17 protein-coding genes are annotated in these 20,976 nt (G+C 47.2%); 7 read left to right on the forward strand and 10 right to left on the reverse strand.

The window, feature by feature from the left end; all coding sequences use genetic code 11:
• Positions 1–64: 64 nt before the first annotated feature.
• The 5 genes from OXH39_14000 to OXH39_14020 all read left to right on the forward strand — a co-directional run bounded on the left by OXH39_14000 (position 65) and on the right by OXH39_14020 (position 9,051).
• Positions 65–1,636 carry a dockerin type I domain-containing protein gene (locus OXH39_14000; GenBank protein ID MCY3551570.1) on the forward strand — a complete coding sequence of 524 codons (1,572 nt, stop codon included), beginning with the start codon at positions 65–67 and terminating at the stop codon, positions 1,634–1,636.
• Between the two features lie 370 nt (positions 1,637–2,006).
• The gene (locus OXH39_14005) at positions 2,007–3,266 is read left to right on the forward strand and encodes a T9SS type A sorting domain-containing protein (protein MCY3551571.1); all 1,260 of its coding nucleotides are present in this window, start codon (positions 2,007–2,009) and stop codon (positions 3,264–3,266) included.
• Positions 3,267–3,293: 27 nt separating this feature from the next.
• Positions 3,294–3,836, forward strand: a complete 543-nt coding sequence (locus OXH39_14010; GenBank protein MCY3551572.1) for a hypothetical protein — start codon at positions 3,294–3,296, stop codon at positions 3,834–3,836.
• Positions 3,837–4,338: 502 nt separating this feature from the next.
• Positions 4,339–5,304 (forward strand): hypothetical protein, encoded by a 966-nt coding sequence (locus OXH39_14015; GenBank protein ID MCY3551573.1) that lies wholly within the window; start codon positions 4,339–4,341, stop codon positions 5,302–5,304.
• Between the two features lie 186 nt (positions 5,305–5,490).
• Complete coding sequence (locus OXH39_14020; protein ID MCY3551574.1) at positions 5,491–9,051, forward strand: T9SS type A sorting domain-containing protein; 3,561 nt, start codon at positions 5,491–5,493, stop codon at positions 9,049–9,051.
• 81 nt (positions 9,052–9,132) lie between these two features.
• Here the strand turns inward: OXH39_14020 and OXH39_14025 are convergent, their stop codons facing one another.
• Both OXH39_14025 and glnT read right to left on the reverse strand, forming a co-directional pair.
• Positions 9,133–10,290, reverse strand: a complete 1,158-nt coding sequence (locus OXH39_14025; protein ID MCY3551575.1) for a formylglycine-generating enzyme family protein — start codon at positions 10,288–10,290, stop codon at positions 9,133–9,135.
• Positions 10,291–10,382: 92 nt separating this feature from the next.
• Positions 10,383–11,717 carry a type III glutamate--ammonia ligase gene (gene glnT, locus OXH39_14030; GenBank protein MCY3551576.1) on the reverse strand — a complete coding sequence of 445 codons (1,335 nt, stop codon included), beginning with the start codon at positions 11,715–11,717 and terminating at the stop codon, positions 10,383–10,385.
• Positions 11,718–11,827: 110 nt separating this feature from the next.
• Here glnT and OXH39_14035 point away from each other — a divergent pair, with 110 nt between their 5' ends.
• Complete coding sequence (locus OXH39_14035) at positions 11,828–13,357, forward strand: hypothetical protein (GenBank protein ID MCY3551577.1); 1,530 nt, start codon at positions 11,828–11,830, stop codon at positions 13,355–13,357.
• A gap of 152 nt (positions 13,358–13,509) precedes the next feature.
• On the opposite strand, the gene OXH39_14040 is transcribed toward OXH39_14035, so the two are convergent.
• The 6 genes from OXH39_14040 to OXH39_14065 form a co-directional block, all read right to left on the reverse strand.
• A complete protein-coding gene (locus tag OXH39_14040; protein MCY3551578.1) occupies positions 13,510–14,715 on the reverse strand; it encodes a hypothetical protein in 1,206 nt (401 codons plus the stop codon).
• 63 nt (positions 14,716–14,778) lie between these two features.
• Positions 14,779–15,270, reverse strand: a complete 492-nt coding sequence (locus OXH39_14045; GenBank protein MCY3551579.1) for a hypothetical protein — start codon at positions 15,268–15,270, stop codon at positions 14,779–14,781.
• The gene (locus OXH39_14050) at positions 15,248–15,730 is read right to left on the reverse strand and encodes a PIN domain-containing protein (GenBank protein MCY3551580.1); all 483 of its coding nucleotides are present in this window, start codon (positions 15,728–15,730) and stop codon (positions 15,248–15,250) included. Before OXH39_14050 ends, OXH39_14045 begins: the two co-directional genes overlap by 23 nt.
• A 23-nt stretch (positions 15,731–15,753) precedes the next feature.
• Positions 15,754–16,524 carry a thiazole synthase gene (locus OXH39_14055; protein ID MCY3551581.1) on the reverse strand — a complete coding sequence of 257 codons (771 nt, stop codon included), beginning with the start codon at positions 16,522–16,524 and terminating at the stop codon, positions 15,754–15,756.
• 124 nt (positions 16,525–16,648) lie between these two features.
• Positions 16,649–16,954, reverse strand: coding sequence for a nucleotidyltransferase domain-containing protein (locus OXH39_14060; GenBank protein ID MCY3551582.1), 306 nt, complete (start codon positions 16,952–16,954; stop codon positions 16,649–16,651).
• 2 nt (positions 16,955–16,956) lie between these two features.
• Positions 16,957–17,382, reverse strand: coding sequence for a nucleotidyltransferase substrate binding protein (locus tag OXH39_14065; GenBank protein MCY3551583.1), 426 nt, complete (start codon positions 17,380–17,382; stop codon positions 16,957–16,959).
• A gap of 432 nt (positions 17,383–17,814) precedes the next feature.
• Between OXH39_14065 and OXH39_14070 the strand changes: the two genes are divergently transcribed.
• A complete protein-coding gene (locus OXH39_14070; protein MCY3551584.1) occupies positions 17,815–19,461 on the forward strand; it encodes a pyridoxal-dependent decarboxylase in 1,647 nt (548 codons plus the stop codon).
• An 85-nt stretch (positions 19,462–19,546) separates the two neighbouring features.
• On the opposite strand, the gene thiS is transcribed toward OXH39_14070, so the two are convergent.
• The gene (gene thiS, locus OXH39_14075; protein MCY3551585.1) at positions 19,547–19,753 is read right to left on the reverse strand and encodes a sulfur carrier protein ThiS; all 207 of its coding nucleotides are present in this window, start codon (positions 19,751–19,753) and stop codon (positions 19,547–19,549) included.
• A 38-nt stretch (positions 19,754–19,791) separates the two neighbouring features.
• On the reverse strand, positions 19,792–20,928 hold the full coding sequence (gene thiO, locus OXH39_14080; protein MCY3551586.1) for a glycine oxidase ThiO: 1,137 nt from the start codon (positions 20,926–20,928) through the stop codon (positions 19,792–19,794).
• Positions 20,929–20,976 lie beyond the last annotated feature (48 nt).

Consider the following 20,976-nt stretch of genomic DNA (forward strand, 5'->3'; position numbering starts at 1 on the left):
TGAAGGATACCCAGTATCCTGACTTTTGGCAACTATTATTTATGAAACACCCTCATTTAAATAGATGAATACGTTTTCACGTTTAAGCTTATTTACGCTCGTCTGTCTCGGCTTGATACTTGTCGGTAATGCTGCTGACGTGCACGCCCAAGCAGCAGACGAAGTGACTCTAGAGGTTTCAAGTGCCGACAAGGTTTATGATGTAGGTGCCCCGGTGGAGGTAACATTTGCTGCCGCGAAGAATGCCCTTCCAGAAAGTGGTGTCACACTAACTATTACAAGTTCGGCAAATGTGTCGGAGGTTCCTTCTAGTGCCGTAACTGCATTGGGTAGAGTAACAGTGAAGGGTACAGCCAAATCCCCTGGTGCAGGTTATATTGAAGCAGTATGGCGCTTCGGGCAGACGACAAAGGTTGCTAGGGCTCGGTTCACTATAAGACAGGTTGGCCATAGTCCTGCCCTAATTGTTGTGAATTCGCCTTCCAATAAGTCCAAGATAAAAATTGGTGATACCTTCACGCAGACAATTACGATCGAAAATAGGGATAATACACCTCCCCGCTATCCAACTTTGCCTTTGTCTGCGTGGCAAATGGATGTTGTCTACAACCCTCTTATACTCGAAGTCATTGATGTCACAGAGGGTGGTTTTTTGGAGAGTGACGGTGTAAATGCTGTGTATGATAAGGTGACATCGTCCGGTAAAATCAGCGTCAGTCAAGCTCGAGCTGGACAAATGGCGAATGCCTCTCCTCCACCTTCTAATGTAGCAAAAGCTCCCTCTCCTACTGGTATCTCTCTGGCTCCTGGGGACAAAGGGGAATTGCTAACGATCACGTTTAAGGTGCTGGCGGTTGCTGAGGAAGCATTAGGAATACACAATGTCCGACTCCAAAGTGATGAAGATGAGGATAAGAACGGAACACCTGATCGGATATCCTACTCTATTCTCGTTAGCGACGTTATTGTCACTACGCATCAGTCTTCCGCAAAAGAGGATGTGAATCAAGATGGAGAAGTGAATATCCTTGATTTGGTTATGGTAGCTGGAAGTATCGGGGCAGTTCCATCCAATCCGCGCGCGGATGTCAACGGCGATGGGTTTGTCAATACCCTTGATCTCATCAAAATTTACATGAGTGAGCATTGGGCAAAAAGTGTGACTATCAGCGAGGTTGGGGAAGATAATGAGCCTGCACTTACTGCGCCTCCTGTGAGTCGTAATGTGGATTCGGCTACCATTCAATCCTGGATTGACCTTGCACAGGTTGAAGACGACGGTTCCGCTATTTTCGATCTCGGCATCGCGAATCTTGAAGCACTTCTTGCTTCCAGAATTCCCGGCGAGACGCGGCTCCTGTTGAACTATCCGAATCCGTTCAATCCTGAAACGTGGATTCCGTATCAGTTGGCAGAGGCGACGGATGTCACAGTGACGATCCATGCCATGAACGGTTCTCTGATTCGGACGCTTGCGTTAGGGCATCAGGCTGCAGGGGTATACCAAAGCAAGAGCCAAGCGGCGTATTGGGATGGTCGTAATGAATTAGGTGAGCAGGTAGCAAGTGGTCTCTACTTCTACACGCTCACAGCAGGTAACTTCAGTGCGACTGGCAAAATGCTGGTTCGGAAGTAAGTTTCATAACGTATGGGGTGGATTTACAAATCTGCCCCGCATTTTCATTGAATCTGTTGTATTGTGAACTATCGCAAACCATATAGAACACTCCTTACAACGGCAATTGATGCGTGCCTACTTGTGGTCCGTGTCAATTGCTTTTTATTTTTTCAAGTGAACAAGGGTAACTATGTGCTTGTCCAAATTCATTCCTAACGTGAGTTTGAAAAATAAATGCCTATTTTTGTATAAGAGAACCCTTTTAGTATAATTAAGTTATCAACATTCTTCAGTCAATAGGAATTCTCTTTACACTTTTACACTCAAGAAAGCTTAGGTATTTATTAAACCCACGTTAATTATAGGATCCACCATAAGGAATAAATAGATGAAAAAGCGAATGTTTTTCTGTTCTTTTATTTTTGCAATGTCTGTTTTTCACTTTTCAGTTCCGAATGTTATTTTTGGACAATCGTTTGCTGAACAAGTATTTCACAAGCATCGTGCAACGGTTCTGGACGAAAAGATTCAACCTTTTCTTCCAGATGTCCTACGTGGTTTTAGAAAACCAGAAATTCAAAGTGCTGTAGATCGTCCTTTTATTGTGGTTGTTTTAAACAATCCCGGTTTCATAACAGCAGTTGATCCGGAGGTAGACTATAGATTTATAGGACTTCTGACTATAAATAGTGAACTCCGAGCATTGTTCAGGGATGAACAATTTTACAATGTGCTTAAGGACTCCGATGAGATTGATAAACTTGTAACTTTAATTGAGGAATCAGGACCTGCACAACCAATACAACAACCCAACTCAGACTGTGAGCCGCCTCAGCGGGAACAGTCAAAACGAATGAGACTGGCAATAGTGTCAGAGCCTGATCAGAAGAGTGAACCTGACAAATCCCTTGACCTTATCGTCGTGGTGCTGGATCAATATAATGCTGGACTTCCCGGAGAGGTTGTCACGTTTGTTGTACCGAAAGGTAAAGGGACGTTCCCAGAATCAAAAGAAGTATTGATTAAAAAAACAACTAATGATATCGGTATAGCCAAGGCGACCCTCAGCCTCACGAATGTGGAGCCGAATGAAAAAATAAAGGTGGTGGCATTTGTTATTGGGGGAGGAGAAGCAACATTGTCGGAGGAGTTTAATGTTACTGCCCCCGGTGCAGCGTCGGCACCTTCTATACATGCAGCAGTACAAAAAGATATTTCTGTTGAAGATGTTCAGGGGCTGCTAACGCAAGTCAAGGCACTTCCGGAAACTACTCAAGCAGATCCTGTTTATCAGCGCGATATTGCTATGCTTGAGCAGCTGTTGGCAACCTTAAGACAGCCGCAAGTTGTTTCAAAGCAAACCGCACTCCTGCCGAATTATCCGAACCCGTTCAACCCAGAGACGTGGATACCGTATCAATTGTCAGAAGCATCGGAAGTCACCGTGTCTATCTATTCGGTGAACGGTAATCTAATTCGGATGCTGGCGTTAGGGCATCAGCCGGCAGGTATCTACCAAAGCAAGAGTCGTGCGGTGTATTGGGATGGTCGTAACGAGTATGGTGAGCGGGTCGCGAGTGGCCTCTACTTTTACACGCTGACTGCGGGTGATTTCACTGCCACGCGAAAAATGTTGATACGGAAGTAATTTCCATACAGAAAAAGGAGAATTTTTATGAAAATGAACAGATGTTTTGGGATGTTAACAACTTTGATAGTCTTGCTAATCTGTAGCACACCGGTCGTTACCGACGCGCAGCTGTTTGACGGAGAACGCGAAGGTTTGCTCTTGGGCATTGGCCTTGGATACGCAGCAATAGCAAGTGGCGGCGATATTGAAGGTTCGGCTACAGGAGTGGCAGGGTCTGGCAAACTCGGTTATGGCTTGTCTGATCAGCTGACGATCTATTTTTCATCAACTGTTCCAAGCGTTATACCCAGTCTTGGTTTTATGTATTTCACTGACCGGAACTCGGATTATTACCTCCATGGCGGTCTCGGGTATACGAGTGCTGACGAGGATAGTCTTCTTTCAATATCAGGTGGAATCGGTTACGAGTTGCGCGATCATGTGTCTCTTGAGTTAGGGCTGGGGTACATTAGGTATACTGATACCTATACCAGTGCATGGAATCCTTGGACAGGTGTGACGATCAATGAAACATCTCATAGTAATATTATTACCATAGCAGCTACTTTTAACGTCCATTTCTATTAGGCTCCTTGACGGTGTTGCCCAACTAATGAATATATTATACCGTTTCTGAAAATAGATAGCATATCTGACTTTTCTGAAGGGGTGCACGGTAGCGCAAACTAACTGTTTATGCTACATGCACATTGGAAGATATTCAATTAGAAATGGTATAAGTATGATGATGCTGAGGAAGATTCCCGAGTGTTGCGCGGTGGCTTTTGGCTTGATACTACCCGGTTTATGCGGGTTTCTGCGCGCGGATGGTCCACGCTGTCGTTTACAAGTGCTTACATCGGTTTTCGTTGTGTGCAGGGTATGAGTCCTTAAACGCGATTGCAAGCCGCGTCTACCAATTTTCCCATGAGCCCTACGTACTGCGCGCCGCTGACGAGGTTTGAAACCTCACCAGCGAAGATGTTGCGTAAGTCCTATGTCTGTGTCAACAACTAAAATTACCTACGCTAAAAATTGATGTTGTGTAAGTCCTAATTTTTTAACAAAAACTCTATAAGGAGAAACTAAGATGAACAGGAGAGATATTAACCGGTACAAGTTGGCTTGGATCGGTGCAATGTTGTTATTGGGTTTAGGGGTGTATTCATGTGGTAGAGAAATGCCCACCATACCGACGGCTGAAGTGGTTGAGATTGATCCAAATGATGCGAATGCTCTCTCAAGTGCTCTTATCATAGATAATGCTCAGGAGATAGATGGTACGCCGCCATCGCCATCAGATACTCCTACTGCCCCTCGGATTGAAGGAAATGTTGAGGAGTTAATCTCTTCAAATGGCAGTACCTTTCTCCTACCGTTCCGATACTCGGCAGCTAACAAACTGGCAGGGTATTATGTCTGGATACGAGGATCTGATAGGCACTTTGATGTGCCTTATACAGAGTTATCCCCGGCCATTGTCCAGGGCAACGCCGGGGCACCTGGGGCACCTGCTGCCCCTTCAGCAGCCAATGGTAATCTCATTATCCCCATTGGTCTTCCGCAAAACCTCGGGATAGGTCAATTTGAAGTGATTTACGGGGTCTATGATGACATTGGACAAATCAGTAACTTCATAGAGACTCGGATAGGATTGGTTAAGGTTGGAACGGGAGCACTCCAAGTTTCGCTCGCGTGGGACAGCACACCAGATATTGATCTTTGGATAACCGATCCGTCCGGTATTGAGATCTATTATCGTCATAAATCTTCTCCTACAGGCGGCGAGCTGGATCTGGATGATAGGGATGGTTTCGGCCCAGAGAACATATATTGGACGCAAGACGCACCAGACGGAGTCTATAAGATTGAAGTCGATTATTATCATGGCAGTGGAAAGGACGGTCAACCTGGGGGCACTGGACCTACAGATTACACTGTCACTATAAACGGGCTGGGATCTCATCGGGTGTTCGTGGGTTCTCTGAATACTCATGGAGATAGAGACTTGGTTGTTGAAATAGTAAAGCAAGGAAGCAGTCTAACCTTCCATTAGTATTTTCGGTGGTCTGTTCAGGGACATTCAGTTTTCGTGTATTTTCCAATTATATTTCTAATGAGTGCACGACACGAAGACCCGATTTACAGATTTTGGAAAATTGAAAACGGGTGTCTCTAATGGCTGGCTCAATTGTGGCTCATGCTTGACATAAGTCTAATTCACGCCAAGGAGAATTCTTTTATGCCCCTTTTTTTTCTTATATCACAAGGTTGTAAGGTTACCGTCAAAACGGCTTTCGGCATAATGATCCTTTTTTTTTTCTTTTTTACTTTGGCGGGGCCGGTCGATGCGTTTCAAACAGTTTTGGTGCGGACGACTGACGGAAACGTCTACCAAATCCGATTTCTTAATAACAATCCTCTCAATTCATATCAGAGAGGCAACTTTATAGACGACTTTTCCATTTACAATCAAACAGGAGACGTAGAGTTGTGTCCGGGACCTGACGATCCGGTGGTATGGGAACTCTACACGGCAGCACGCGTTTTAGCAAAAACACGGCGTAGCACACCCGTCTATAACACAGATACACTCGCCGAGGCTTTGGCCCAAGCTGTGGTAGATCAAGAATTATTACCAGTGACGGCAGCTGAAAAACTGGTAGTCGGAGAAATTGTTGGACATATCACAAGCGAAATACAAAGCCATACATTTCTGAAAAGTCTCAGGATAATCCCTAAGAGTGGTCCGATAGCATTTATCGCCTTACCTGCGAATTTGATTGCAAAGATTGGAAAGACAGAGATCCGAATGCGAAAACTGCTTTATGCGTTTTGGATCGCTTCGACACATGCCAATACTGCGATAGTCCTACAGAAAGTTGCCAATCAAGAAGCCAAAAAGTTATGGGATGCCATCAATGCTGGCAATGTTGTTGACATTTTAGGCGGTGATCTTGATGTAGACATGGAATCGGGTGAAGTTTCAGGTGGCATGAGCATAGATGGGCCTTTACGTCTAAGACTGATGGCAGGAGTTTATCAAGAAAATGCTGAGCGTGCAGCAGAATTAGGGACTGACTTGGAAAGTGATAATGCGTGGCACAGTTGGTTGCTGGGTTTCACAGGGATTGGTGGTATACTGGAGTTGATCGCTGCTCCTTTTGATGCTCACCGATTAAAGGGTGCGCTTGAGGAGTTGGAGACTTCATCAGGCGAAAGACTTGCGGATAAGATTGAAGAAAACATAGAGGACCTATACGAATCAGCTGCATTTCAACTAAATTGGCATGGATTTTGTTCGCCTGACTTGCGACTCGGTGCGTCGTACTTTGATGTGTATGAAGGTCACGATCTTATCTACACCTTGGCTCTGGATTCTCCACCGGATGGCGTTGCGATGATCACGATAAGCAGCGATAATCCCGATGCGACGGTTTCTCCTGCTATGCTGACGTTTACCGCCAGCGACTGGTACAAACCCAAAACGGTGAGACTGTTGACGATCGAAGATGCTGATACTGTAAATGAGCGGGTATACCTGACGCACACAGCAACGGGCTACGGTGAGATTCTTCCTCAAGGCACTTCGTTTCTGATCATTGATCGCAAGGGTAACGAGGCACCGAAGTTAGTGAAGACGATTGATTCTCTGATCCTGTCGTTGGGTGATGAGTTGAGGTTAGACATCGCCGATTACTTCCAAGATCCAGAGGGAGGTGAACTCAGGTATTCGCACTCAGTGATGGGTCAGAACTTCGACGTGTTAAGGGTCCAGCGAGATGCGGTAGGTTCCTGGATAACGATTCGTCCTCAGAAGGTAGGGAGTACGAGGTTGCACATCTGGTCGATAGATCCGGCGGGCTTGAAAACTGGGCTGGCTTTTCCTGTCACGGTCACCGATCCCCAAAACCGTCCACCTATGGCGGTTGATCCAATCCCTGATCAAACACTGAGGGTTGATGATCCTGCCACACCACTGGACTTATCCACCTACTTTCTTGATCCAAATGGCAAAACGCTCACTTACACAACAGAACTGAGTAATCCAGGTCCGGTGCTGCCACAGGTCATCGGTTCGGAGCTCACGATTTCAGCTTGGAACGTCGGCAGCACCGAGGTAACAGTCAAAGCGACAAATACCAACGACTTATTCATCACACAGACCTTTACCGTCACTGTCACTGCTGAGGATACTGGAGATCCATCACCGGAGCCAGTTACGCAATCTTTTGATCTCGCGATTGAATCTTTGATAATCAGCAAGGATATCTTGGCTCCCGATGAACCCTTCACTTTATCTATCGAAATCTACAACAAGGGACCCGGCGATTCTCCGGGGCCCGCCTTATCGTATTATCATTCGTCTATTCAAGGACTTGCCATAGGAGATCGTCCCCAATTGCAAGGAACAGTGTTGTTGGATCCACTCAAGGCTGGCGAGCGCATCACAAAGATAATTCCGTTAAAGGCACCCTCAACGCCGAGAACCTATTATTATGGTGCCTGGTTGGCAGCGAATTACGGCGATACGGATATTTATAACGATGTTGCTACCGAAGTCGGTGTCATTGTCAGCGACACAGTGAATGCAAGAGTCCAGTTGATATACTGGACCGAGGACAGTAAAATCTACCGGAGTAAGTTAGATGGAACCCAGCGCAAAGTTATCCTTGTGAGGAAAGGTATGCGGTTAGGTCGGCTTGCCCTGGATGTGTTAGGTGGTAAGATGTACTGGACCGAGTTTCCTATCTCTGGGGGGTCGACTACGCTCAAGTGCTCCAATTTGGATGGTTCGGGAATTGAAAATGTCGTCGTAAATATAGGTGCTTTGACAGACCTTTTTTTAGATACATCAAACAGCATGGTGTATTGGGCTGTGATCGTTGGAAGGTTTGAAGGCAACAAGATTCGACGCTCAAATCTGGATGGCTCCCAAGTTGAAGACTTGGTTACTAACTTTAACCTCGGGAGCATTGGGCAGTTTGAATTATTGGAAAGTTTCGCTGTGGATGTATCGGGCAGCAAGATGTACTGGACCGAGGCCGCGTACAAGATACGAGCGAATAACACTATCCAGATTATCGCCGCTGGTAAGATTCGACGCTCAAATCTGGATGGCTCCCAAGTTGAAAACCTGGTTACGGGTCTTTCCTCCAGGGCTATCGCGCTGGATATATTAGCAGGCAAGATGTACTGGATTAATAATCATACCAGCAAGATTCAGCGGTCCAACCTTGATGGTTCTCAGATTGAAGATTTGGTGAGTGCCCCGAATATGGAAACTCATTTTAACCTTTCACTTGATGTATCAGATGGCAAAATGTACTGGGGTAGTACTCACATCGTTTTGCGTGCCAATTTGGATGGTACTGAGGCTGAAATTCTATACGAAGTTGCTGATCCGCTCGATAACATCATTGGCGATATCGTTTTCGCTGCTCTACCAGGGAATATGACGCACGCTGCGCCGTCAACAGCACACAGAATATTAACAGCTATCCATCCAAAAGAAACGTTCCTGCTGCCAAACTACCCGAACCCTTTCAACCCAGAGACATGGATACCTTATCAGTTGTCAGAGTCTACGGATGTCACCCTGTCGATCTATTCTGTGGATGGGAACTTGGTTCGGACGCTGGACTTAGGGCATCAGGCTGCAGGTATCTACCAAAGTAAAAGCCGTGCAGCGTATTGGGATGGTCGCAACCAGTTCGGTGAACCCGTGGCGAGTGGTCTTTATTTTTATACCTTGATTGCCGGTGATTTCACCGCCACGCGAAAGATGTTAATAAGGAAGTAAACCGCCAAAGTGGAAAAAGAAAGAAGGATGGAGGCATTGGAAGAGAGTGTTCCTTCCATTCTTCTGTTATTTTCTTGCCTGTTAGGGGGATACACTTTTCGCACAACGGAACCCGAGGGCACCGATACCGGCATAAGCGGGACTTGTCCCGTGGCGATTTGAGGCACGCAACCACTCAGGTTCACTGTTCCATCCGCCACCACGCAGGACGCGGAAATCTACAATGTTTTCAAAATTGTTGACGATCTCTTCAACGTTATTCGCACCTGCAGTGGGATTCCGATCGGGAGAGTTGGCATAGAAGTCGGCTTGGTATTCGTCAAGGCACCACTCCCACACGTTACCTGCGATGTCATGCACACCGTAGTCGTTTGAAGGATATTCGCCGATAGGGGTTGTCTCGCCAAGATGTTTACCGTAGTTTGCTCTATTGAGATTAATGCCGTTGCCCCACGGGTATTGTTTTCTTTGTAATCCACCGCGTGCCGCTTTCTCCCATTCTGCTTCTGTCGGTAAACGCTTGTCTACCCAAACTGCGTAAGCCATCGCCGCGTACCAACTTACATAGCGAACGGGATGGTCCCGTTCTCCAAGCGGAAAGTTATTCCCATTCCAGTCTTGTAGGTAATTGGCATCGCGAAATTTTCCATCGATGCGGTCTTTTTGCCACGCGGGGTTCGCAAGGAGAAAATCCTTAAATTCTCCGTTGGTTACCTCATTTGCGTCTATGTAAAACGCGTCGAGGTGAACTTTGTGCACCGGCTGTTCGTCGTTATCAGCGTTCCCGTCGTTGCTGCCCATCTGGAATTCGCCTTCTGGGATCAAGACCATTCCCTCTGGAATAATAGGTTCGGGTTCCGGGATAATTTCCGGTTCGGGTTCGGGGGACAAATCAGTCGTTGCAGAGGTAGGTGTTGCGACGGTATAGGTAAGTGTTTGAACCCCATCCGTCCACGTAATTGTTAGTGCGAGTGGACCCGGTGTGAACGGACCGGAGATCGTAATCGTTGCACCTAATTGTTTTAAGACACCTACGTTCACTGACACGTTGCTGGGAACACCATCGAAAGTAACAGTAATAATTCCGTTGGCATTGATAGTACTTCCATTTGATGGTTCCGTACTCACCAGTGCGATTGCGTCAACCTCATTATCTTCTTCACGCTGTCCGCAACTTACTATATGAACAACGAATAAACATATAAGTGCAAGACCGGACAGTTTAAATAAAATTCTCATCAATTATTCCTTTGTACCAACGGATCCTCTTTCTGTAGGAGCGAGCTGTGCTCGCGGTTCTTTACGTAGAGACAAGCCAGTTGTTCCCAACATCAATAAACCTCCAAATAGTTGTCCGTTTCCCACTGGCTGATGCTCCAATGGTAGTTTCGCCATTCCTCGCGTTTGACCTGAATGTAGTAGTCCGCGTACTCGTTCCCAAGCGCGTTTTTGATGACTTCGTCTTCTTCAAGCGCGTCTACGGCTTCGCTGAGTGTCGTCGGCAAGGCACCAATACCCCGTTGCTGCAATTCATCTTCCGGGACCTCGTAAAGGTTGTCCTCGTTTTGCACGCCGGGATCCATCTGATTTTCGATGCCGTCTAATCCGGCTGCAAGCAGTACTGTCGCTGCGAGATAAGGATTCGCTGCACCATCACTTAATCGATTTTCGATGCGTCCCGGTGCTGGGATTCGGATCATCTGCGTCCGATTGTTGGCACCGTAGGTGACGTAAACGGGTGCCCATGATGAACCGGAACGCGGTGGTCTACGCACTAAACGTTTGTAGCTATTCACAAGCGGATTCGTGACCGCCGTGACCGCTTTCGCATGTTTTAGAACGCCACCTGTAAACCAGTAAGCAAGTTGGGATAAGCCGTTTTTATCGTTCTCATCAAGGAATAGGTTCGTCTGATTTGCCGTATCCCAGAGGCTCATGTGAAAATGTGCGCCGTTACCCGTCAGGTTGGTGAACGGCTTCGGCATGAATGTTGCCAGTAATCCTCGCTCCTCAGCGATCGTTTTAACCATCCACTTGAAAAAGGTATGCCGATCGGCTGTTGTGAGCGCGTCCGAATAGGTCCAGTTCGTCTCAAACTGACACGTCCCATCTTCGTGGTCGTTTGCGTAGGGTTCCCACTCCAATTCTTGCATATATTTAATGAGGGTTGTCATCATGTCAAGATTACGGTGCAACGCTCTTAGATCGTAACACGGTTTATCTAAAGTATCGAGTTTATCCCATGGTGTGTATTGCCCTGTCTCGTCCTGCTTCAAAAGCATGAATTCCGCCTCAATACCGACATTGAAGACGTAACCCATTTCCCTTGTTTTTTCTAATTGCTGTCGTAGAATTGTCCTCGGACAGTAGTGCCACGATTTACCTTCAACGAACATATCCCCCGCTACCCACGCTAAGTTTTTCCGCCATGGGACGATTGTCAATGAATTAAAATCGGGGATGCTCGCCATCTCCGGATCGTGTGGGTATTGCCCTATCTCACCTGCGGCAAAACCGCCAAAACCCGCGCCCTCTTCTGCCATGTCCTCAAGATGTGTGGATGGGATAACCTTTCCTTTCGGGGTCCCGCTCATTTCTACAAAAGAGCAGAGAAAAAATTCAATCCCGTTTTCTTCGACGAAACGTTCTACTTGGTCTATGGTCATGAAATGTTCTCCAATCTAAAAATGCTAACGCCAAAATACAAAGACATGATAACATTATAACTGAAGTCCTGAAAATTTCAACGCCTAAGTTTGGGATGAAAGGAAAAACAATGGAGTTCTTCTCTCGCTTCTATACAAAGTGTTCGCTTTTGATCGGTGTGTTAATTGTTATCTATCTGTTACCGATTTGGTTGTTCCCCTATTTTCCGACGCAAGACGGTGTGAGTCACGTCTATAACTCCCAAATCCTAACAGAATACAGCAACCCCGAATATGAATTTCGTGATTATTACGAGATTAACTGGTATCCTTTTCCAAACTGGCTCTCGCATTTTTCGTTGGCGATGTTAATGTTCGTCTTTCCGCCGCTTATCTCCGAGAAAATCTTTCTGAGTCTCTATGTTATCCTATTCCCGCTCGCAATCCACTATTTCCTTAACGCTGTCCAGCGCGGACGATATGCGCTCGTCATACTTAGTTTTACCTTTATCTACAATTACCTCTTCCTCATGGGGTTCTACAATTTTGCTGTCAGTGTCCCTCTCTTTTTACTCGCACTCGGCTACTGGTGGAAACACAAGGACGAGATGAACAGAAAACGGATCGTTCTACTCAATCTGCTCATCATTATCACCTATTTCGCACACCTCATCTCTTACGCCTTCATCTTGTTTTCTATCGCTTTGCTGGCACTGTTCCATTTCAGACGAGACTTCAAACGGATCCTCATTACAGGCTGCTATCTCCTACCCGCAGCCCTACTTCTTATTGCCTACCTTCCTACTTCGGACCTATTGGCAGGCGAACCGCCTGAGTTTGGACTCGGACGGGTCGGAGAACTCTTTGTCAACTTGATCGGTATGCACGTGCTGGTCTCTTACACCGAGGCTCCGAGTTGGCTTTCTGCTGCTGTATCTGCTTTTTTGATCTTTCTCAGTGTTGTAACAATCTGGCGAAACAGGAGGGAGATGGCAGCAGCGCATACTGGACAGAAAGCGTTTCTATGTCTTACTGGTGTGCTTTTCGGACTCTATTTTATCCTACCAAACTCTATCGGTCCGGGTGGTTGGGTCAATGATAGGATTGCGATTTTAGCCACCCTCGTTTTATGTGCGTGGTTCCGTGGATTTGATAAGCAACAGTGGCAACGTGTATTCACGGCGGTCGTCACGTTTTTCGCACTCATTAATATCGTTTATGTTGGCGTTCTCTTCAGAAATCTCAACGCTGAGATAAGCGAGTTTAACGCTTTTGTGCAGCGTGTTGAGAAGAATAAGGTTATCCTCCCGCTTCACTTCGATCCGAGGGGCAGTTCCGAACGCGTCGGTATCTTTGTCAATGCGGCGAATTACTACTGCCTTGACAACGGCTGCATCAACCTCGGTAACTATGAGATACAGTTTGACTATTTTCCGGTCCGATTCAACGCAGATTTTGAAACACCATTAGCAGAGAAAGAATGGGTGCAAGTTGTGCACTGGCAACCGGAGAGGATTGATCTCTGCGATTACGCTGACAATGTGGATTATCTGTTGTTGTGGGATACTCCGGACGAATCTATCGTCGCTGATGCGATTGAGAGGTGTTATACCCTGATTGCATCTGAGGGGAAGTTGAAACTTTTTAAGGGTAAGCGATAACACCACGGGGAATGGCTATCGGCTATCAGCCATCAGTGAAGCGTGTAGCAGTTTCATTCGTTTTCAAAACCCCCAGCGATCTCTGGCTGAGGGTTGATGACTGACGGCTATTCTCGGTAGGGGGCGTACCCTCCGAATCGCGACTTTTAACTTCAATATTGTCCCTTAAACGTGAGCGTCGCGATGGTGTGTGTATAGTTGAGAAAGTCAAGCAGTGGGTCTTCTTCATTGGTGCGGTTTCGGGTTATCTGGTAATCGGCGTTGAGTGTTAGATACGGATTAAATTGCCAGTTCACCTGCACATTCGCGCCTATCTGTGTATCCCGACGGTTTATTGGATTTTCTGGGATGTCTCCCGTTTCGTCGAGCGTCTGTCTGCCTTCAAACTGGACCCACAGTCTGGAGAGCCGGAGTCGCAACCAACGTCCGGTATCAAATCGATAAAAGGAACTCGCTGCGACCTCGGTGCTGACGAAGTTGAAGAAATCAACGTTGGAACGATTCAGGAATAGGTTAATCTCTTCCTGAAACATGAGTCCTTCTGTTGCTACTTGTATGAGTTTCGCTGAGCCGATATGTCGCCAGTCTTTTCGGCGTTCATTGTCGTCCAGTCCTGTCACACCTAAAATGAGATTGTTCAAATTGGTTTGGTAGCTGCCATGCTCTATCCCGTATTCCAGTTTACCGAGTATCTGTTTGAGAAGTCCAAATTCCACGCGCGATGTCATCTTATGGCTGGTGGAACCGATAAGCAGGAAATCCTCTCTACGCGTATTTTCATCGTCAAATCGGTGTAACCGCAGATTGTATTCTAACACGCGTCCAAAGCGGAGTCCGAGTTGCCGTTCGGTGTTGTTGTAGACATTCGAGGTGCGCACGAAACGTTGGAATCGATGTGAAGCCAAAAGTGGCGGTAGATTTGAGATGGGCTGAAAACTCAGTTCAGTTGAGAGGATGTCACTGAACGCGTCGAATTCGTTGAGTTTTCCCTCCGCACCGGTATAGTTTTCAACTTGGGGGACGTACTGCAGTTTGAGTCTAAGTTCATCGGTTACTGGTAAATCCCCGCTCAGGTCAACGCCAAAGCGGTTAATCATACCAGCAAGCTGTGGGTCTTCTTCTCCAGCGAGGCTGCTCGTATACGGATCTACACTCAAACCGAGTTCAATATGATTATTGAATGTATTAGAGAAGTGGGCGTTAAGTGCGAGTTCTGCGGATTCTGTTTCAGACGTTTCAGACTTTCTTTCCAAGAGGTCTTGTCCGAATTCGGGTTGAAACTGCGCGGACACGCTACTTACACCCAGTTCTATAAAGATAAAGAAGCATGTCACCAAAGAGATGGTTACTGTTTTCATTGTTTTTTGCAGATGTTGTTAGACGGGGTTGAATATGATTCAGACGGTGCCCCGGTTTGTCCTTTAATCGTTGTGTTTTTCCGTACGCGTGTAGGTATCCTTAAGAATCATTCCGTTCTCAAGTTTGACCAGCCATGTATGCCGATTGACAGAACAGTCACCCGTTACCGGGTTACACTGTAAAAAGAAGCCGATCACTCCGGCGGGGGTAAGTTTCTCTGTCAGGATTTCTACTGCAAGTTCATAAAGTTCTATATCTGTCAGTTTTTGAACCTTTTTTGGTGGTAATTTTCTCTCTCCGGCAAGAACTGTCTTCGCGAGCATCTCGAATTTACGATCTGACTGACCGACCTCACGTGCGTTTTGAATCTTCTTGATTTCCTTGAGACCTGTTTCTCTATCGATTTTAGCGAGCCATTTATGCCGCTCAACCGTGTAATCGCCTGTACCCGGTTCGCACTGCCTGAGGAACCGAGATACTCCAGTCGGACCGAGTTTTTCCAAAAGTGTTTCAACACCGAGTTCAAAAAACTCAATATTCGTCATCTCCAGCATTTCTAATCTCCTGTAACCAGGTATAGGGGTTTTCAACACGAACTTGAAGTAGTGCCCTGACGCGGTTACTTGTCCTGATCAGCCTGTCATCCGTTGTGAGGAAGACATCAGCCTGGCTACTTTCTGCACAGGCAAGGTGCAAGGCATCAAACCACTTAAATCCCAAGACTTCAAGTTCTTGGCCTCTTATATTTTCGGTCGCACCTATCGAAATGTTTTGATACGCGCGATTCAACTGAATTCTCATGTAATCGCGTTGGATTTGGTTTGGAGTATTGTTGACCTCAAGGATCAAGACATCGCTCGTAATCCAGAAACATTGTTCTGTGAAACAGGACTTGAGAAGCGTCTGAATAGCTTCCGTTTCTCGGCGGATCCGAGTCTGCGTCTGATCATTAAACGGGCGACTTAAACAACACGTATCAAGATAAATTTTCCAGTTATAAAAAGGTGTTTTCACTCAGTTACTCTGATCTTTTGTCTTTATTCTATCATTCCAGCTTGTGGACTTGAGGCGGTCGCGTAGAGTTTCCGCGGTATCCGCCCTGCTAAAAACGCTGCTCTCCCTGCTTCGACCGCTTTTTTCATCGCCTCCGCCATCAGGACGGGGCGGTGTGCTTTCGCCACTGCTGTGTTGAGCAGGACGCCGTCGCACCCTAACTCCATCGCAATTGCTGCGTCTGAGGCAGTGCCGACACCAGCATCCACGATGAGCGGCACCTGTACAAGATCGCGAATAATCTGAATATTATACGGATTCCGAATCCCCATCCCTGAGCCGATGGGTGCACCCAAAGGCATTACGGCGGCGCACCCAATGTCTTCTAATTTCTTGCATGTAATCGGATCGTCGTTGCAATATGGAAGCACCGTGAAGCCGTCTTTCACAAGCGTTTCTGCTGCACTGAGGAGCTGCTCCACATCCGGGAACAGCGTCTCTTCATCACCGATAACTTCAACTTTGATGAGCGATGTCTCAAGTGCTTCTCGCGCGAGGTTCGCTGTTAGAATTGCGTCCTTTGCTGTGAAACAGCCAGCGGTATTAGGGAGGATCGTCATACCGCGTTCACGGAGGAGTGCGAACAGGTTCTCTCCAGATGAATCTGTGAATTTCACACGACGCATCGACACCGTCGCGATTTCGGCACCGCTCGCGGTAATGGCTTCCGTCATTATATGGAAGTTCGGATACCCTGCTGTCCCAATAAGCAGCCGTGATGCATAAATTTGGTCTGCGATTTTGAATTCTTTCATTTTGGGCTTCTTTTTACTTTAATGGTTGTCTGGTGGTCAACTATCAACCGTCCGTTACAAGAAGTTTTGATTCACCAAACCCCCTCTTGACTGACTGCTGATTGCTGACGACTGACGGCTATTCTTATTTTTTATACAGTGCTACGCCAACACGCTTAATTTGCTCAATCATTTCGGGGTTACGGATATTCTTAAAGATAGACAGATCAATGGTATAAGGCAGCAGCTGGTCGTCCAGATCGTTTGCGATCCGAGAGAGGATTGTATGTGTCAGTTCAGTGCTGCCGCGAAGCGTCAGGTCAATGTCGGATCCGTTTTTGTAGTCACCTCTGGCGCGGGACCCGTACAACACGGCTTCCTCTACTTGTGGATATCGGACAAAGACATCACGAATTTTCTGAAGGGTCTGATCGGACAAACCGTATTGCATTTTCAAGAGCTCCGTCCCTCTTTCAGTTGCTGCAACCGGACGAGTAATCTCTCAAATTCGGTGAAATAGGTAGTGCAGATAGCAGCAACAACTTGGGCTGCGGTTTCCTCATCATAGGTATGCGACGTTAGATTACGTTTGTCAACCATGTCCATCCAGACTTCTCCATTTTCGATCAACCCATTCCTAAAAGCGGCACGGGTTGTGTCGCGTGAACCGTACAAGTTCATTGCCCCTTGCGCCTCAAGGAAGTCCTTCAGAGTTTTCCAAGCCAGTTCGTGTGTGTATTCAAAACCTTGTATTAATCCTTGTGCTTCTAAATCTGAGAGTTCCCGTTGTTCCGCAAGTCTGACAGCCGCCTTTAATCGATTGAAAGCCCTTCCAAAACTATTTGCGCGTTGAATCCAACGAACCTCTTGGCTTTTCATAGTGCTTTGCCTACACATCTATCTCCATGTATTTTACAATTAGTATAGCAGCGTCAAAGTTTCTTTATCAAGTGGTTTTTCATCGTGGGATTTACAATGATTTGGACATTGTGCGGCAGCGTGGTTACATACCGGGCCCGACTTCCTACGTAAATTGGCGAAAATGCCAAAAACTGAATGACCTTAGTGAAGGAGTGGATTTTGTTTACGGCGGATGGATATAAGGTTAGGGGTCAGTGGCAGCACTCAGTACTTGCAGGGTTATTTAGTTCTCCCATAAGAACAAACGCTAAGTCGTGATATGTCCCTGTAGGAGCGAGCTGTGCTCGCGATCTTCCGCTTGAGTTATTACTTGATTTCTGAGGGAAAGTAGCGTATAATTCAATCGTGCCAATGCAATCCTTAAATACTGATAATGGAGAGAGAAAAAACGTGAACTACCGCGATATTTTACAAAACATTAGACTTGCCTTCCCTCAACCTACATCTGACCCGATACATGATTCCTACTTCGTGCATTCCATCATGCGTGCACTGGACCAAGTTGACGCGCTCAAAACACATCTGCCGATGCTCGGGAGTATCGTCTCTGGGGACTTTGAAAAAGCGCGGCAGACAGTGTTACCGGACGCTATGTCCTCGGTTGAGGATGTTACTGCTGAGCTCATTGATTATCTTCGGGGGATGACTATCTTCGGGCATCCTCGGACACAACAGAACGTTATCCCGCCGACGACAATTCCAAGTGTGATAGGCGTGCTGCTCGCTTCTCTCTACAATCCGAACATCAGTTGGGATGAGTATAGTCGCCTCGTGGCGTTGGCTGAAGTTGAAGTCGTCGCGATGACCACGAAGATGGTTGGATATGACGCGGAAAAGGCAGGTGGGGTGTTTACCTTTGGCGGCACTGGAACCACACTCTACGGGGTGAAACTCGGTTTAGAAAAGGCGTGCCCGGGGACGATGCAAAACGGGACCCCAGAAGAGGCAGTTGTGTTGGTATCAGATGCCGGACACTATTGTGCGACGAACATTGTCGGTTGGCTCGGCATGGGAACGAACAATCTGGTTACAATACCAACAACCGATGACAATGAAATCGACCTCGCCCAATTGGAACAGGCGGCTCGGGAAGCACTCACAAGTGGGAAAAAGATCGCTGCGATCATTGCGACATTGGGAACCACGGATGCCTTCGGATTGGACGATTTAGAGAGCATTGTGGCGTTACGCGATACACTCGTTGATGAGTTCCAACTCGACTACCGACCGCACGTTCACGCCGATGCGGTTATCGGATGGGCATGGTCGGTATTTAACGACTATGATCTTGAGGGGAACCCCTTAGAATTCCGCCCGCGTACCGTTCGGGCTTTGGCGGGCGCGTGCCGACGCATACGGCACCTATCCCTCGCGGATTCCGTCGGGATTGACTTTCATAAGACGGGCTTTACACCTTATATTTCCAGTCTCGTCCTCGTCAAAAATCGAGAGGACGTCAATTTAGTGAAGCGTCATCCGGAACAGATGCCGTACCTTTATCACTTCGGGGAACATCGCCCCGGCATGTATACCCTTGAAACCTCCAGGGCAGGAACGGGGCCCCTTGCAGCCCTTGCGAATCTCCGATTGTTCGGGGAACAAGGCTTGCAAGCCATCATCGGACACATCGTTGAAATGACACAACTCCTGCGGGAACACTTGGAAGGGCACGCGGGTACCACCGTGCTGAACCGAGACAACTTTGGAACCGTCACCCTTTTCCGTGCGTATCCGGAGGGAGTGGACACTTTCTCAATCAAACGACAGGAATTTGAGGATGCTACGTATCGCGAGAGTTTGCGAGCGCATAACGAATACAACCGCAAAATCTTTGACTACGTGCATTCAGAGGCGATGGAGGGTAGAGGCGTGGTCATTTCCACAACCGAATGCTATCGACAGACAACATACCAAGAACCGATCGTCGCGTTGAAATCATATATTCTATCTCCGTTTGTCGATGAAGCCGATGTGAAAACTGTTGTCGATAAGGTCTTGGAGGCGAGGGAGAAGGTTGGGTGTAATGTGAGTTGTTAGTTTGCGTTAATTTGTCTGAATCACGGATTATCACGGATGACGCAAATGTTCCCAACCCCCATACATCGTCGGAATGCCCAATGTATCAACCTCCCTGCACAGCGCGGATGATCTCGACTTCACTGTTCTCGCGAAGTTCCGTCTTCTGCCACTGCGTTTTCGGGATAACTTCCCGATCGACTGCGACAGCGATACCGGCTTGGGTCGGATTCAGGTCCAAGACGATGAGCAGATCGTGAACGTTTAGATTTGAACGGATCTCTTTGTCTTCGCCATTAACGCTTATTTTCATATTTTTCAAGTGTGGTTACGGCACACGGCGTGTGCCTACTACTTTAAAAATCGGTCTAACTGAAATGGGGCAATTATCTCTGAGGTTTTACCCGTCAGAATCAGTTTGGCTATTTCATAAGCCGTAATTGGTGTGAGTAAGATGCCGTTGCGATAGTGTCCTGTTGCGTATATCAGATTCTCAATGGGTGTTTTGCCGAGTATGGGGGCATTGTCCCTACTACCGGGACGTAAGCCCGTCCATGTCTCCAGAAGTGGCAGTTCGTAAATGCCCGGTACTGCTTCCCACGCACCACGGAGCAGCTCAAATGCGCCGCCAGCCGTTAAGCGTGTGTCAAACCCCATCTCCTCACTTGTTGCACCGACGATAAGTCTGCCATCGGTTCTCGGTACCAAATATACTGATGTCGGATACCTTGCCCTGACAGTGCGGATGACATTTTTAACCGTAATACCGGCTTCCATCTGTAATGCCAACATCTGTCCTTTCACAGGACGCACCGGCGGAACGATAGTGTTTGGCAATCCTTCAATCTGGGCGGACCAACATCCTGCTGCGAGAATGAGTGTATCTGCTGCCTGAAAGCCGTCTTGTGTTTGAACGCTAGTTGCGACTCCGTTTTCTATAACAATGCTTTCAATGGTGCTATTTTCATGCAGCACGCCTCCACAAGCCTGAAAGGAACGCTGGAGTGCTTTTACCATGAGTCGGTTATCAACTTGATGATCGGTCGCGCAACGGATGGCTGCAGTCACACGCGGCGAGAGAGCAGGCTCGATTTCACGTGCTGCGCGTCCCGTCAACCACTCGACATCTAATTCTAATTCTTGTTGTGAAGCGTGGAGATGCCGCAGTTGATGTGTATCATCAGGCTCTAATCCGACGATAAGGGTGCCTTCCACCCGATAACCGACGGACATCTCTGCATCGGTCTCTAATTCATGTACCCATTGCGGATAACGTTCCAAACTTTGGCAACCGAGTTTGAGCAGTTCCGGTTCTTCGTTGTGTGCTTCAGCGAGGGGCGCGAGCATCCCAGCGGCTGCCCAAGAGGCGGCGCGTCCGGCTTCAGCACGATCGTAAATGGTGACGGAGACTCCCGATTTCGCAAGCTGCCATCCGATACCAAGCCCAATCACACCGCCACCAATGATGAGAATCGTTTTATTTTTCACTATTCTCCATCTCTAAAAAAGCAAATTTTGGAAACACGACAATTTTTC

It is taken from the genome of Candidatus Poribacteria bacterium (genome assembly GCA_026702755.1).
Classification (GTDB): Bacteria; Poribacteria; WGA-4E; order WGA-4E; family WGA-3G; genus WGA-3G.

Coding starts and splice junctions, on each gene's coding strand:
- OXH39_14000 (MCY3551570.1), top strand. CDS start 65: ATGAATACGTTTTCACGTTTAAGCTTATTTACGCTCGTCTGTCTCGGC.
- OXH39_14005 (MCY3551571.1), top strand. CDS start 2,007: ATGAAAAAGCGAATGTTTTTCTGTTCTTTTATTTTTGCAATGTCTGTT.
- OXH39_14010 (MCY3551572.1), top strand. CDS start 3,294: ATGAAAATGAACAGATGTTTTGGGATGTTAACAACTTTGATAGTCTTG.
- OXH39_14015 (MCY3551573.1), top strand. CDS start 4,339: ATGAACAGGAGAGATATTAACCGGTACAAGTTGGCTTGGATCGGTGCA.
- OXH39_14020 (MCY3551574.1), top strand. CDS start 5,491: ATGCCCCTTTTTTTTCTTATATCACAAGGTTGTAAGGTTACCGTCAAA.
- OXH39_14025 (MCY3551575.1), bottom strand. CDS start 10,290: ATGAGAATTTTATTTAAACTGTCCGGTCTTGCACTTATATGTTTATTC.
- glnT (MCY3551576.1), bottom strand. CDS start 11,717: ATGACCATAGACCAAGTAGAACGTTTCGTCGAAGAAAACGGGATTGAA.
- OXH39_14035 (MCY3551577.1), top strand. CDS start 11,828: ATGGAGTTCTTCTCTCGCTTCTATACAAAGTGTTCGCTTTTGATCGGT.
- OXH39_14040 (MCY3551578.1), bottom strand. CDS start 14,715: ATGAAAACAGTAACCATCTCTTTGGTGACATGCTTCTTTATCTTTATA.
- OXH39_14045 (MCY3551579.1), bottom strand. CDS start 15,270: ATGCTGGAGATGACGAATATTGAGTTTTTTGAACTCGGTGTTGAAACA.
- OXH39_14055 (MCY3551581.1), bottom strand. CDS start 16,524: ATGAAAGAATTCAAAATCGCAGACCAAATTTATGCATCACGGCTGCTT.
- OXH39_14060 (MCY3551582.1), bottom strand. CDS start 16,954: ATGCAATACGGTTTGTCCGATCAGACCCTTCAGAAAATTCGTGATGTC.
- OXH39_14065 (MCY3551583.1), bottom strand. CDS start 17,382: ATGAAAAGCCAAGAGGTTCGTTGGATTCAACGCGCAAATAGTTTTGGA.
- thiS (MCY3551585.1), bottom strand. CDS start 19,753: ATGAAAATAAGCGTTAATGGCGAAGACAAAGAGATCCGTTCAAATCTA.